13 protein-coding genes are annotated in these 14570 nt (G+C 51.6%); 4 read left to right on the top strand and 9 right to left on the bottom strand.

Annotation, left to right across the window (positions count from 1 at the left end):
- Window positions 1-13 precede the first annotated feature (13 nt).
- From AC5JO6_RS19880 to AC5JO6_RS19840, 9 genes are all read right to left on the bottom strand, one after another.
- Window positions 14-295, bottom strand: coding sequence for a DUF4926 domain-containing protein (locus AC5JO6_RS19880; RefSeq protein WP_496082782.1), 282 nt, complete (start codon window positions 293-295; stop codon window positions 14-16).
- A 43-nt stretch (window positions 296-338) separates the two neighbouring features.
- Window positions 339-542, bottom strand: a complete 204-nt coding sequence (locus AC5JO6_RS19875; RefSeq protein ID WP_496082781.1) for a DUF6887 family protein — start codon at window positions 540-542, stop codon at window positions 339-341.
- Window positions 526-717, bottom strand: a complete 192-nt coding sequence (locus AC5JO6_RS19870; protein ID WP_496082817.1) for a DUF6888 family protein — start codon at window positions 715-717, stop codon at window positions 526-528. The genes AC5JO6_RS19875 and AC5JO6_RS19870 overlap by 17 nt, the downstream gene beginning before the upstream one ends.
- Before the next feature lie 113 nt (window positions 718-830).
- Window positions 831-4247, bottom strand: coding sequence for an NACHT domain-containing protein (locus AC5JO6_RS19865; RefSeq protein ID WP_496082780.1), 3417 nt, complete (start codon window positions 4245-4247; stop codon window positions 831-833).
- A gap of 88 nt (window positions 4248-4335) precedes the next feature.
- On the bottom strand, window positions 4336-5952 hold the full coding sequence (locus AC5JO6_RS19860; protein WP_496082779.1) for an ATP-dependent DNA ligase: 1617 nt from the start codon (window positions 5950-5952) through the stop codon (window positions 4336-4338).
- Window positions 5949-6944, bottom strand: coding sequence for a ligase-associated DNA damage response exonuclease (locus tag AC5JO6_RS19855; RefSeq protein WP_496082778.1), 996 nt, complete (start codon window positions 6942-6944; stop codon window positions 5949-5951). Before AC5JO6_RS19855 ends, AC5JO6_RS19860 begins: the two co-directional genes overlap by 4 nt.
- Window positions 6945-7118: 174 nt before the next feature.
- Window positions 7119-8654: a cryptochrome/photolyase family protein gene (locus AC5JO6_RS19850; protein ID WP_496082777.1), complete on the bottom strand. Its 1536-nt coding sequence runs from the start codon at window positions 8652-8654 to the stop codon at window positions 7119-7121.
- Between the two features lie 67 nt (window positions 8655-8721).
- Window positions 8722-8976: a hypothetical protein gene (locus AC5JO6_RS19845; protein WP_496082776.1), complete on the bottom strand. Its 255-nt coding sequence runs from the start codon at window positions 8974-8976 to the stop codon at window positions 8722-8724.
- Window positions 8963-9235: a BrnT family toxin gene (locus AC5JO6_RS19840; RefSeq protein ID WP_496082775.1), complete on the bottom strand. Its 273-nt coding sequence runs from the start codon at window positions 9233-9235 to the stop codon at window positions 8963-8965. Before AC5JO6_RS19840 ends, AC5JO6_RS19845 begins: the two co-directional genes overlap by 14 nt.
- 192 nt (window positions 9236-9427) lie before the next feature.
- On the opposite strand from AC5JO6_RS19840, the gene AC5JO6_RS19835 reads away from it, so the two are divergent.
- From AC5JO6_RS19835 to leuB, 4 genes are all read left to right on the top strand, one after another.
- Window positions 9428-10753: a four-carbon acid sugar kinase family protein gene (locus AC5JO6_RS19835; RefSeq protein ID WP_496082774.1), complete on the top strand. Its 1326-nt coding sequence runs from the start codon at window positions 9428-9430 to the stop codon at window positions 10751-10753.
- Between the two features lie 284 nt (window positions 10754-11037).
- Window positions 11038-11940, top strand: coding sequence for a 2-hydroxy-3-oxopropionate reductase (locus AC5JO6_RS19830; RefSeq protein ID WP_496082816.1), 903 nt, complete (start codon window positions 11038-11040; stop codon window positions 11938-11940).
- Between the two features lie 142 nt (window positions 11941-12082).
- Window positions 12083-12865, top strand: coding sequence for a response regulator transcription factor (locus AC5JO6_RS19825; RefSeq protein WP_496082773.1), 783 nt, complete (start codon window positions 12083-12085; stop codon window positions 12863-12865).
- Between the two features lie 409 nt (window positions 12866-13274).
- Window positions 13275-14363 carry a 3-isopropylmalate dehydrogenase gene (gene leuB / locus AC5JO6_RS19820; protein WP_496082772.1) on the top strand — a complete coding sequence of 363 codons (1089 nt, stop codon included), beginning with the start codon at window positions 13275-13277 and terminating at the stop codon, window positions 14361-14363.
- Window positions 14364-14570 lie beyond the last annotated feature (207 nt).

Raw genomic sequence — 14570 nt, 5'->3', positions numbered from 1 at the left:
GTTTTCATCGGCGTTATACCACTGAAGCTAGCTGCCGATCGGCTTCTGCGAGGTCATGCTTTAAGACCAGAAAGCCATCTGCTTGTAGAGTCGCCATTGCATACTCACAGCCATCAGAATCGGCAAATTCAATGAGGAAGTGGTTGCCGTCTTCGCGATCGTACACTTCGACAATGGTGCCTACTAGCCCAACAGGTAGATTCACAGATGCATACTCTGGTTCAACTAAAATTAGCTGTTTAGCCGGAACTGGCTTGAGAAGGGCAACCGTGTCTAGAAGTTTTGGCTGGTTCATTATCCTTCGCTTGAAGCTACTCAATCCACTCAGCAGTTTATGCTCAGATTTCCCCATTTAACTTACGTCGGAAAATCTCTTCCATCTGTTGTAAACCTTCCTCGGTATAAGGAGCGTTATACCAGGTTGCTTCCTCATCAGGGCTGCGGCGGCTGATTAGCGTTTCAATGGCTTCGTCATCATCTCGATGTGCCAAGACGTAAGCGATAAGTTCTTTCCGGGGCATCGTCTTAAAATTCGGCTTCATCTAAAAACCTCCAGGTTCCATCACGGCTAATGACAAGTTCGAGTGACTCAGCAGCCAGGATATAAATTGTTCCTGATTTGGCATCAAAGCGAAAAAGATGGATGGCTTGATAATAGTTTGACAGCATCTGGCAGACACAGACGCTGGCGAAATTCTGTTTCGGTGTTGGTAAAATCGCTCACCCCTCAACTCTAATCTCACCATTTTAGCCTTTAGCCTTTAGCCTTTCCCCCTACACCCTGCACCCCACACCCCACACCCCACACCCCACACCCCACACCCCACACCCTACACCCCTTCAACAATCTCCCACAGCGCATCAATCCCTGCTCCCACACACTCCTCATCCTGATGCTGCTCAATCCACTGGACGATCGCAGGAAGAATAGCACTGGATTTTTCTTCCACTTTTACTAAAGCCTTGGCAATTTTCCGTCGTATATATGCATCTTCATTTTCGAGAAGCACTAAAAGCGTCTGGATTGGCACCTCAGTGAGTTGATCCAAGTGCTGGAAGTTTCTAGTCATTTCGTCAGTATTACCAATATAACTTTCTAAACAGGATAAAAGTATTGGAAGTAGCGTTTCGGAGGGTTCACCTAGCTTAAGAAGCGCGCTGGTAGTACCAACAATTACACCAGGCGATTCGTCTATTAACTTATTACGAAGTGCTTGAATCACAGAGTCAGAGTTATTCCCCAATTTACCTAGTTGAAAAATAGACTCAGATATATAAAATTTATGTTTGCTGTTAGCCATTAATGAGAGAAGCTCTTGAACAGCTAAACTAGAGGTATCTCCTAGTTCACAAAGTGCTCTAGCAGTGTTGAAACGTACACTCTCATTTTCATCCTTAAGTAAAGGTAGCAATGCACGAACTACTTCTTCAGAAGAATCTCCTGCATAGCCCAGTCCAAAAGCTATATAGACACGAACCGCGCAATTTTCGTGTTTTAGCAAAGGCAAAATGTGCTGAGATGTCATTCCAGTTGTAGAAGCTAGCTTTACCAGAGCAATCGCTGCACCAGCGGATGGTGTATCAGATTTTTCACGTTTGAGCATTTCAAAGATTGCCTGACGAACTGTTTCGGTGACGCAACCTAACTCACTTAATGCAATGGCAGAAAATCTGAGGACATATGAGTCTTCATCCTGTAGTCCAGCAAGGAGTCCTTGAAGTACGGGCTCAGAGGCATCCCCTAACTTGCCTAAAGCTTTAGCAGCGCTTCGACGCATCTCGCAATTAGTACCTCTCAACAGCATCAGTATGTGTGCTAGCGCTTCCTCTCTCTCCCCCAAAGCAATTCGATACTGTTGGAGTCGAATTTGCTCGATATCGTCTGCTGCACTCTTTAAAAGCTGTAGAGATTGTGTCTCAAATTCAGACTCACTAAGGCTGCAAACCACCTCAAATACCTGATTTCGGGTTGACTGAGCAATGCACGGCGATTTGCTTTTTTCCAACTCAATCAGTCTTGTCAAAATTTCTAAGCCAAGAGCTGGATCTGCAACTGATAAACTTTTTGGATCTTCTGCAAGACCACGCCCTGCAAACAACAAATCGCGGTGGAGCCATTGTTCATAGGGACTATTGGCAGTGAGAACCTTGCGGATCGCTCTCGCGGCTTTTTTGGGGCTTTGTTGGGCGATGAGCAGCAGCAGCACTTCGCGCCAGTGGGGGTCGTGGAGGTGTTGCTCGATGTGGGTGAGGATAATCTCGAAGTCGTCTTCGTTGTCTGCCTGGTAATTGATGTCTTGCGCGGCGAGGTATTCCTGAAAGGTCTTGTGGACGAAGGCGTAGCAGTCCTGTCCCTGTTCGTTGAGCAGTCCGGTTCTGTCGCGGCTGAATTTCACAAACCGTTCCGCCTCGGCTTTCGCTTCGTAGTGCTGGAGTTGTTTCAGCGTTTTGATTTCCTGGCAGAGTTTTTGGATGAGTTCGTCTTTGTCGATGAGGGTGCCACCTTCCGTGTCGCCCGTGCTCCCTTGCGTGTGAATCCAATACGCCAGACTTTCCATCAAGCGGCGCAGGTCGTCCAATTGCAGGTATTTGAGGACGGTCTGATTGCTCAGTTCTTTGTTGTCATCCCAGGCGGTGAGCAGCGTTTCTACCGCTTTGTCGTAGAGTTTGTAGCGTTCGCGGGGCAGTCGTGCTTGATAGCGATGAATCAGGGCAATGATCGTCAGCAGCAGGGGATTCCGCGCCAATAACTTGATCCGATCCTGCTGCCCCAAAGCCTTCTGCAAACTCTCTCTGCGCCTCTGCGCCTCAGCGGTGTCCTGTACTCTACTCCGATACCACCGATCGCAAAACTCCTCAATCTTCCCATCATCAAACGGCTGCAACTCGTAGTGCGGAAACTCCTCCATGCGGAAAAAGTCGCGCTTGTAGCCTGCCGGACGCGAAGTAATGATGGCGCGATTCTGTGGATACTGTCCTAAAAAGTTTTCGATGCACTGCACCAGATGGTAGCGCTTGGATTCTTCTGCCACTTCGTCTAACCCATCGAGAAGGATGAGCGCCCGACCATTGTTCAACCAGTGCTCAAAGAAGCCCTTCGGTAAAGCCTTGCAAGACATGGTGGTTTCGGCAAACTGCCGCGCATACTCAGGAAGGGTGACATCAGGAGTCCGTGCCCAATCACGAATCCGAATCAAGATCGGCAGCGGCAATGCGTCTGTATCCGTCTGCAATCCTTCTGTATCGAGTCGCAATCCTTCTGTATGCGGCTGCATTCGAGTTGTATCGCGCTGCATTTGAGATCGATCGCGATCGCTTCCTTCTGCATCACGATCGCTTCCTTCTGCATCACGATCAATTCCTTCTGTAGAAGCATCACTTGCTAGTGCGATCGCTCCCTGCCTCTCTGCCCCCCCTGCTCCCCCTGCCTCCCCCGCCCCCTGCCTCTCCGCCAGCGTCACCGCAAAGAAACTCATCAGCGTCGTTTTACCCGAACCCGGTGCGCCCAACAGCACGATCTTCTTCTGATGCTGGTTCAGCAGTTGCCGCGCCGAAAACTTGCGCCCCGATCGCTCAAGCTGCGCCCTCATTCGCTGCTCCTGCAAAAGCTCCCCCTGCCGCCCCTGCTCCCCCTGCTCCTCAAACAACGATCGCTCAAACGCCAGTCGCGATCGCTGCCCCCCATCCTCCTCCACATCCGGCATCACGAAGATCTGCGCCAACCGTTCGGCTCGTTCTACATCCTGACCAGGCACCGCCACGCCTGCGAACTTCACATCATCAAACCAGTTGGCGAGTTGTTTGAGATAATTTGCTTTCGCAACCTGAAACCGAATCGCGGTAATGGCGTTGAAATAAGCGTTTGCAAATGCCGTCAGCCAAATTTCTAAAGGGTCAGTGGCAATCGTAAGGTTGTGCGTCGTTGCAACGTGTCGCGCTGCCTGCACCAGAATCTCAACGTCCAGCGTTCCTTCCTGCTCCAGCGGTTTCTGTAATTCGCGCTGCACGTCTGGATGGTTGAGCAGTGCCGCTAGAAACGTATCCGTTCTCCCAGGCTCCCAGTGGTAGAACACCGCATTGTTGACCTTTTGCCCTCGATCGAACGCGCCCGACTCTCGCAAGCCGATTTCCAACGATCGTTGCAGTTGCGTTGGATGTAGCTTGTCTTTGACCGCTGTTGCGATCGCGCCTGCTACTTTTGGCAATGCTGCTTTGACCAATCCACCCGCGATCGACTCAAACACCATAGCGAGATCCGTTTACTCTGACCGTATTATGGCGCAACGACTGTAGACCTTGGCTTTAGACCGCCGAGGGGTTCAAAACCTCCGAGGTCTACGAACTTGGCGATAGTAGTTCAAGCGCGGCTTGAAGGGTGTCTGCCTCTTTGACGGGTTTGTCTTTGCGCCAGCGGAGAATACGAGGGAAGCGGACGGAAATACCCGACTTGTGGCGATTGGATGCAGCGATGCCTTCAAAGCCGATTTCAAACACGTAAAGGGGTTCCACCGATCGCACAGGACCAAACTTTTCTACCGTATGACGACGAATCCATTTATCGAGTTCGTCAATCTCTTTGTTATCCAAGCCAGAATACGCTTTGGCGAATGGTTTCAATTCATCCCCTTGCCACAACGCAAAGGTGTAATCGGTAAACAGATTGGCACGTTTGCCTGAACCCGCCTGAGCATAGATGAGCACAGCATCCAACGACATCGGCTCAACTTTGTATTTCCACCAATAGCCACGTTTGCGCCCCACTAAATAGGGACTGTCGATCGCCTTGAGCATCAAGCCTTCGGCTCCGTGTTCGCGTGCCTGATCGCGCAGTTGCTTGAGTGCTTCCAGCGAGTCAAACGGCATCGCTTGAGAAAGGCTAATCCAGGTTGGATCCGCGTTGGCGAGTAGGTTCGTTAAGCGATCGCGGCGATCGTGCAGGGGATGCGATCGAATGTCCTGTCCGTCCTCTTCCAGCAAGTCGTAGGCAATAAAGTGGGCAGGGTTTTCATCAATGATCTTTTGCGTCACGCGCTTGCGTCCCAGGCGTTTTTGCAGGTAGCTGAAATTTTGGGGACGATCGCCAGCCCAACAGAGAATTTCGCCATCCAACACAACGCCTTCTGGCAATTGCTGAAACGGTGCTGCAAACTCTGGAAACTGAGGCGTAATCAAGTCTTCGCCACGCGACCAGATGGCAAAGCGATCGGGACGACGCATGATTTGTGCCCGAATGCCATCCCACTTCCATTCCGCCTGCCACGCTGCTAACTCCGCATCTTGCAACCGAGTATCCTCAAAGGAAGACGCTAAGAAAAAGGGATACGGTCCCGTTGGGGCTGGCGTTCCATCAGCAGCATCTTCACCCGCGATCAGGCTGTCGTAAAAACTAACCGTGGGTGGAAAATCACCCATCAGCCGATGCGCTAAAACGGCTTCTGAGAGATTGAATGCTGCCGCTAACGCCTTGATGACTAACTTTTCCGAAACACCCACTCTAAAGGCTCCCGTCAAGACTTTGTTCAACACAAAGACTTCAAACTCAGCCAACGATGACCACCAGGAAACGATCAAATCGCGCAATGCGTCATCCGAGTCAACGGTTTTGACGGTGGGAATGATCGCTTCCATCCAGACGTGGAGTGGCACAGGAGAAGCAGTTTTCGCTTCAAAGGGCGTGTCTCGTAGCAGGAGCGCGATCGCCTCAGCCGTATCGCCCACCTGTGCGTAGCAATCTTCAAACAACCATTCGGGCATGTCTGAAAGTTGTAAAAAAACGTCGCGCAACACTCTAGATGTAATTAAGCGTTTGCGCGTTTTGCTAAGCAGCAAATACAGTGCCCAAACGGCATTTGCAGGTTCTTCAGTTTGAAAATACTGCTGCAATGCCTTGACTTTCTCATTGGTAGAAGTCGTCGCATCAATCTGCTGAAACAGGTGTGTAAACCGTTTCATTCAATATCTCCCTCACCTTCAAAGAGTGTCTTTAAGGGCAGAGCATTGAGCGCATAAGTTTCGCTGAGATAGCGTGACAGCACGTCGGTTTGTCCATGTGTAACGTAGATGGTTTCTGCCTGAGTTTGCAGCGCTGTATTCACCAATCCTTGCCAGTCTGCATGATCCGACAGCACAAAACCACGCTCATAGCCTCGTCTGCGGCGGGCACCTCGCACAGCCATCCAGCCAGAAGCAAAGGCGGTTTGAGGTTGTGCAAAGCGCTTCATCCAGGGCGATCGAAAGGCTGATGGTGGAGCTAACACAAGATCGCCTGTGAATTTGTAGTTGCGGGGCATCTCAGATACGGGAATGGTTTCCACCATCTTCACACCCACCTGACGGTAGATCTCTGTCAATACATGCACGGCACCATGCACATAAACAGGTCTATCCGTAAACTGGCAGAGTTCACTCAACACCCGTTGCGCTTTGCCAAAGGCATAACAAAACAAAAGGGACGGACGGTCTGCATCGCCCTGCCACCACTGATGGATCTCACGACAGGTCTCAGCGCCTGTGTCCCAGCGATAAATGGGTAAGCCGAAGGTGGCTTCTGTAATGAATGTATTGCAGGGAACGACTTCAAAGGGTTCACAGGTAGGGTCGAAGCCACGTTTGTAGTCGCCAGAAACAACCCAGACCTCATTCCCACATTCCACCCGAATCTGTGCCGAACCCAGCACGTGTCCCGCTGGATGGAACGAAACCCAGGTGTTGCCTAACTTGATGCGTTGCCCGTAGTCCACACCCTGAAGGCTCATGCTGTTGCCTAATCGCTTCTGCAAAATGCCTTCGGAGATTTTGGTGGCGATGTAGTGCTGTGAACCCGATCGCGCGTGGTCAGAGTGGGCATGGGTGATCAGCGCACACTCTACAGGCTTCCAGGGATCAATAAAGAAGTTCCCTTGTTCACAATACAGACCTTCAGCAAGCACGGTAATGAGCGTCATCTTTGTATTGTGTTGGAAAAAGCGTGGGAGAACAACCCAGGGACGATCGGTTTAGAACTTACGCACTTGAAGCTTGAAACCTTGATCCCCCTTCGCCCCCTTAAGAAGGGGGAACTCTAGAAGCCCCCTTCTTAAGGGGGTTGGGGGATCTCTTCTGCATAAATCTCTATTGGTTTAAGCATGATCTGATTTCATACCCTCATGCCATGCGATCGCCTCCTGTCGAATCGCCTGTAACTCCTCCGGTGGCATCTTGTCCAGATTTTTGAGGATGAAGCTCATGCGTCCCTGAGACGTGAGTTTGGCGCGGTGGCGATCGAGAAAGTCCCAGTAGAAAAAATTGAAGGGGCAGGCGTTTTCACCTGTGCGCGCTTTGGGGTTGTAGGCGCACTTGCCGCAGTAGTCGCTCATTTTGTTGACATAGTTGGCGGACGCAGCATAGGGTTTGGATGCCAGCACCCCCCCATCGGCAAACTGCCCCATGCCAATCACGTTGGTTTGCATCACCCAGTCATAGGCATCCACGAAAGCGGCATGAAACCAGTGTTCGATCGCCTGGGGTGAAATGCCCGCAATCAGTGCAAAGTTGTTTAATACCATCAGGCGTTGAATGTGGTGAGCATAGCCGTTTTCTTTGACCTGCATGAGAATCTGATGCAGACAGTTCATCGGTGTCTCGCCAGTCCAGTAAAAGTCTGGTAGCGATTGGGTATGGTTGAACCAGTTGCGCTCTGGGTAGTCGTCACTCATGTAGCTGTAAATGCCGTGCATGTACTCTCGCCAGCCCAAGACTTGTCGTATGAACCCTTCGACGCTGCTAAGGCTCCAGGTCTCCTGGTGTTCGAGATAGGCTCGTTCGGCGGCTTCTATGACTTCGATCGGCTGCAAGAGTCCAAGATTAAGATAGGGTGACAGCATCGCGTGCCACATCGTCACTTCGCCTGTCACCATGGCATCCTGATACGGACCAAAATCAGAGAGGCGCATTGTGATGAAAAAATGCAATACCTGAAGCGCCTGCTCACGCGTCACTGCCCATTGAAACGGTTCGCTTTGCCAGTACTGCTGACTCGCTTGAAAGTGGCTGCTCTGTTTAATCCAATCGATCACGTCCTGCGTGATGGCATCGGGTTCAAACCAGAGCGCTTCCGGCAGCGACAGTTTGCCTTTTGGCGGTTTGCGGTTTTCTTGGTCAAAGTTCCAGCGACCGCCAACAGGTTGTTTGCCTGCCATGAGAAGATTGCAGCGACGACGACCTTCACGATAGAAGTCTTCCATCACCAGACGTTTGCGATCGCCCGCCCATGCTCTAAAATCGTCCTCACTCCAGATGAAGTGATTGTTGGATACAAGAGTGATCGTACAGGGGAGTTTGAGCGCTTGAATCAGACGGGCAAAGGGGCGATCGTTCGGCACCATCACCCGCAGTTCTGTGATCTGCTGCGTTTCAATCCACTGTTTTAGCGGTGTCTGAAAATCGTCTGCCTGCTCGTAAGCCACTGACCATCCCGACTCCCGCAGTTCTGCCGCAAAATGACGCATGGCAGACCACACCAGCACCAGTTTTTGCAAATGGTACGGTCGCGCTTGAACATGATGCAGCGACTCAATCAAGATCACTGGAGTCGCTTGTTTGTGGTCAGTGCAGCTCTGTAGCGCTGCTTGTCCTGCCCAAAGTTGATCACCTAGCACCCAAATGCCGATCGTCATCTGCTGTTCCTAACGCTAACGATTTTGTTGCATGGCTGTTAGAATCAGCACCCACACGAGCTCTCCCTCAGTCCACCTCAATCGATCGATCGAGCGGCGGTTTGGAGTCGGGCAACTGATTTTCTTGTGTCACTCTGATCAAGAACCGTAGTGCCTCATTGACTGCATCGGCATTCGGAAAGAGCGCTGCTACATCAGGTTCCAGACGAATGACTGTCCCATTGAAGCTTTTTCGTCCAGCCCCTAACCTTCTAACTCTCAAACTCTTCAGGTCGTATTCTGATCGAAGTTCATCTTCCACATCTGGATTATCCTTCTTCATACGCTTCTCGCTCGGATCGGGTTACTTCTCTGGCACTAATAAGACGGATGGAATCGCCTTTCTCCGTGTAGGAAACAATCAACAAACGTCCTTGGCTTGACTCTCCAATCATAAGATAACGCTCTTCCTCGTCGGAGTGGTCAGGATCGTAGAAGTCAACGTAGAGTGGATCATCGAAAATAGTCTTCGCTTCTTCAAATCGAACTCCATGCTTTGATAAATTGCTGACTGCTTTATTTTCGTCCCAGTCAAATTTCATCACGTTTTATCGCAGTGCTTACCCAAACGTGGTGTGCTTTAACTCCCCCAATTCCTTTATGTATGATCCGTCTCAACAGTTCAAGCTGTCCAGCAAACGTATGCTCCACATTCTACTTTCTCCTTCACCCTTCATCACTACTCCCCAACTCGCGTGATAATTGGCTAACACCAAATTCCGCCCACGCCAATCATGCCCAACCAACCCAAGATTATTGTCCTGGACGACGATCCAACCGGGTCGCAAACGGTTCACAGTTGCCTGTTGCTCATGCAGTGGGATGTCGAGACGCTCCGATTAGGCTTGGCGGACGATGCGCCGATTTTTTTCGTGCTGACGAATACACGCGCGTTGTCACCTGAAAAAGCGGCAGCGGTGACGCGGGAGGTTTGCCACAATCTGAAGGAGGCGATCGCCCTCGAAAATATCCACGATTTTCTGGTCGTCAGTCGATCGGACTCTACTCTGCGTGGACATTATCCGATCGAAACCGATGTCATTGCTGAGTCACTTGGTTCCTTTGATGCCCATTTTCTCACGCCTGCCTTTTTTGAAGGGGGACGCACCACGAGAGACAGTATCCATTACCTCAAGGTAAACGGGGTTGATACTCCGGTGCATGAAACGGAGTTTGCGCGTGATTCGGTGTTTGGCTATCACCACAGCTATTTGCCCGACTACGTGCAAGAGAAGACGAGAGGCACGATCGCTGCCGATCGCGTGGAGCGATTTTTGTTGAAAGACATTCGTGCGGGAGCGCTCGATCGCCTGCTGCAACTCCATGACAATCAGTGCGGTGTCGTCGACGCAGAGACCCAGGACGACCTGAATCGCTTTGCTGCCGATGTGCTGACCGCCGCATCGCAGGGCAAACGGTTTCTCTTTCGCAGTGCTGCCAGTTTGTTAACGGCGTTGGCAGCGTTACCACCACAGCCGATCGCCCCTGAAGCAATGGCAAACTACGTCCGCAACGGCAAACCTGGTGCCATTATCGTTGGGTCGCACGTCCAGAAAACAACCGAACAGCTAGAGCAACTGCTGGCACAGCCTGGTATTGTTGGCGTTGAGCTAGAGGTGGCTCGCTTGTTAGATGCTGGTGAGGCGCGATCGCACCTGCTCACAGAAGCCATCCAACAGGTGAATGCGGCTCATACCGCAGGCAAAACGCCTGTTGTGTATACCAGTCGCCGTGAACTCACCTTTGACAACATGCAAACTCGCTTGGACTTTGGCGAAGCCGTTTCTGCCCTGCTCATGGACATCATCCGTCACCTACCCAACGATATTGGCTTCCTGATCAGCAAAGGTGGTATTACCTCTAACGATACCCTTAGCAACGGTTTGGCTCTGAGAACCGCACGTTTGTTGGGGCAAGTGCTGGCAGGCGTTTCAATGGTGCGATCGCCCTCAAATCATCCACAGTTTCCAGATCTGCCCGTCGTTCTCTTCCCCGGCAACGTTGGTGATGCGAATGCGCTTGCTACTGTCTATCAACGCTTAAGCAAGCACGACCTGTAGTACGATCTCAGCTCATTTGATGGCGGTGAGGGCAGAAGGCAGAGGGCAGAAGGCAGAAGGCAGAAGGCAGAAGGCAGAGGGCAGAAGGCAGAGGGCAGAAGCCAATACTCCTCACACCTCACATCTCACTTCCGCGAAGAGGTAGAAGGCAGAAGGCAGAAGTTAGGAGGTTGAGCCTTCAGTCATTTGCTTTCAGCCCACTCCCACCCCCTACTCCCCACTCCCTACTCCCCACTCCCTACTCCCCACCTCTCACTCCTCACTCCTTACCCCTCACCTCTCTTATGCAACGCATTGGCTTTATCGGACTCGGCATTATGGGTAAGCCGATGGCGCAGAATTTGCTCAAGGCGGGTTATCCACTAGTCGTCTATAACCGTAGCCGTTCGGCGATGGATGAGTTGGCAGTGGAGGGGGCAGTGCTGGCAGAGTCACCCAAAACTGTTGCTCAACAAACGGATATCGTCATTAGCTGCGTGTCTGATTCACCGGATGTGGAAGCAGTGGCATTAGGCAGCAATGGCATCATTGAGGGCGCAAAGCCAGGATTGCTTTATATTGATATGTCCACGATCGCCCCTGCCACTGCCCGCAAAGTGTACACAGCTCTCAAGGAGAAGGGCGTTGATGCTCTGGATGCGCCCGTTTCAGGGGGCGATATTGGCGCACAGCAGGGAACGCTGTCGATCATGGTTGGGGGGGATGAAGCGGCGTTTCAGCGATCGCTGCCCGTCTTGCAGATAATGGGTAAGAATATCATCTACATTGGCGAAGCAGGTGCGGGGCAGGTGACAAAGGCGTGTAACCAGATTGTTGTTGCGCTCACGGTGCAGGCAGTGGCTGAAGCGCTCACGTTGGCTAAAAAATCAAGGGTCGATGTCGCCAGAGTGCGTGATGCCTTAATGGGTGGCTTTGCTCAAAGTCGCATCCTGGAAGTGCATGGTAAACGCATTCTGGAAGGCAATTTTCAACCAGGCTTCAAACTAAACCTGCACCGCAAGGATATGAATATTGTTCTGCAAGCAGGGCGCGAAGTGGGCGTACCGCTGCTTGGCTCAGCCCAGGTGACGACCTTGATGGATGCACTACTGGCGCAGGGCAAAGGCGATTTGGACAACGCTGCTCTCGCTACCTTATATGAGCTGTTGGCAGGCATTCGCTCAGACGATGTTACTGAGACAGAATGAGCGATCAAACGTAAGTGTGCATCCGGTTGAGGGTATGCAAGCTTCCTGAAATGGCTGAATCAGTAGGGGTAGCGCCGATTACAAACCCAGACTGAAGGCTCTGATAAGTTTATAACCACAGTCGTTGAGGAATGCAGCCTCCGTGGGAGCTTTTTGTATTCAAATTGTCGAGGCAAATCCGCATCTGCGATCGCTACTGGGTTGGCATTTGCAGCAGGCAGGATATTGGGTGCATCAAACGGCTGACCTGCACCAAGCAAGAGAGGTCTTTCAGCATCGCCAGCCAACGCTAATTATTCTGGATTCTGAACTGCCCGATGGCAGTGGCATCGAATTCTGCCGCTGGCTGCAACAACAGCAGCAATCACTGATTTTGATGCTGTCTGCTCGCAGCAGTGAAACCGATATTGTCGAAGGGCTGCGGGCAGGCGCTGATGACTACCTGACCAAGCCATTTGGAATGCAAGAGTTCCTCGCTAGGGTGGAGGCACTGACTCGACGCAGCAAAGCGCCTGCACCCCCCGCATCGCTAGATTATGGCGACTTGAAGATCGATCTCGTCCATCGTCGGGTGCGGTTTAAAGGTGATCTGGTCGATTTAACACCTCAAGAGTTTAGTCTGCTGTATGTGCTGGCTCAGGCAGGTGGACTGCCTCTTAGCCGTTTGGAACTGCTGCGACGAGCGTGGCCCGACGCGATCGACAATCCCCGCACGGTAGACACTCACATCCTGTCGCTCCGCAAAAAAGTTGAGACCGATCCGCGTCAACCGAGCCTGATTCAAACCGTTCGCAATGTGGGCTATCGGTTTAACCTGGAGTTTCTCACTTCCACATCAGTGCACCCGACAGACTATCCGCCGCATCAAAAGTCTCTGGCGCGCCCATCAACCCGGATGATGGTTAGCGAAAGGGGTAGGAGTTAGGATCGGACGCTGGGAAAACCACTATCGCCTTTAGCCTCACGCAGTAGCACACGCATTGTCTACAGGAGCGGTTTGCTAACCATTTGTATCAGTGGTACACCACTGACGCTTTTCCTAAACGCAGCATAACAACGGTAAAGGGCTTGCGATCGTGTTCCAACTCGATCCACCGATCGGGGCAGTCTAACAACTATTTGATGGAATTCTTTCTCTAGACATTCATGGGGACAGTGCCTGTCAATGTGTGCTTTTATTGATGTCACAGTGCTTGCTACCTTGTGGTATGTCCATCTCGCGGTATGATAATGAGCCTGCAATCTGCTTGTTGCAATTGCTTTGCGGTGACACAGTAACGCTGTTACGGCAAAGCTGTTATGGCAAAACTTAGCGCTTGAATTCACGGCACATTATGACTCAGCATTACCGCATTACGCTTCTTCCTGGCGATGGCATTGGTCCCGAAATTATGACAGTGGCTGTCGGTGTGCTGAAAGTCATTGGCGAGCAACTGGATCTGTCGTTTGAGTTTCAGGAGGCGCTGATGGGTGGAGCGGCGATCGACGCAAAAGGCGAACCCCTTCCCGCTGAGACGTTAGACCTGTGTAAGAATAGCGATGCCGTGCTGCTAGCCGCGATCGGCGGTTACAAATGGGATACCTTACCGCGCCACCTACGTCCCGAAACAGGCTTGCTGGGGCTGCGGGCAGGGTTGGGGTTATTTGCCAATTTGCGTCCCGCCAAAATTCTGCCCCAGTTGGTTGATGCTTCTAGCCTGAAGCGCGAAATTGTTGAAGGGGTAGATATTCTAGTCGTGCGGGAGTTGACAGGTGGCGTTTATTTTGGTCAACCTAAAGGCATTTTTGAGACAGAGACGGGGGAAAGGCGCGGTGTGAACACGATGGCATACACCGAATCGGAGATCGATCGCATCGGTCGTGTGGGCTTTGAAACGGCTCAGAAGCGAGGGAAGAGCCTTTGCTCGGTGGATAAGGCAAACGTGCTGGAAGTGTCGCAACTGTGGCGCGATCGCATCACTGCCCTTGCACCCGAATACCCCGACGTAGAACTCTCCCACATGTACGTCGATAATGCCGCGATGCAGCTAGTGCGTTACCCCAAACAGTTTGACACGATTGTTACCAGCAACTTGTTTGGCGATATTCTCTCCGACGCAGCGGCAATGTTGACCGGAAGCATCGGGATGTTGCCATCTGCCAGTTTGGGCGCATCAGGTCCCGGTGTCTTTGAGCCAGTACACGGTTCGGCACCCGATATTGCTGGTCAGGACAAGGCAAATCCTCTGGCACAGATTTTGAGTGCGGCGATGATGTTGCGCTACGGCTTAAAGCAACCTACTGCCGCCGATCGCCTTGAACAGGCAGTGCTAACCGTGCTGGATAACGGCTACCGCACGGGCGATATCATGTCTGAAGGTATGACGCTGTTAGGCTGTCAGGCAATGGGTGAGGCGCTGATTCAGGCGCTTCATGAAGTGTAGTTTTGTAAAGAATTGACGCGATCGGCTCCATCTCGTCGAACCTGAGTATACTTTTACGAGGTTTCGGTAGTCTCAGGCGGCAGAGTTGTTAAGCAATTAGCATTCAGCGATCAGCGATGAAGGCAATGGTCGTTGCTGATAGTCTGACGGCTGAGCGCTCCCTCAAACCACGAGCTTATTTTTTAACAAGCCCTAAATTTGAAGGCT

This window comes from Tildeniella sp. (genome assembly GCF_059505325.1).
The sequence above is the reverse complement of the archived record's forward strand: the minus strand, read 5'-3'. Positions and strand labels throughout refer to the sequence as shown.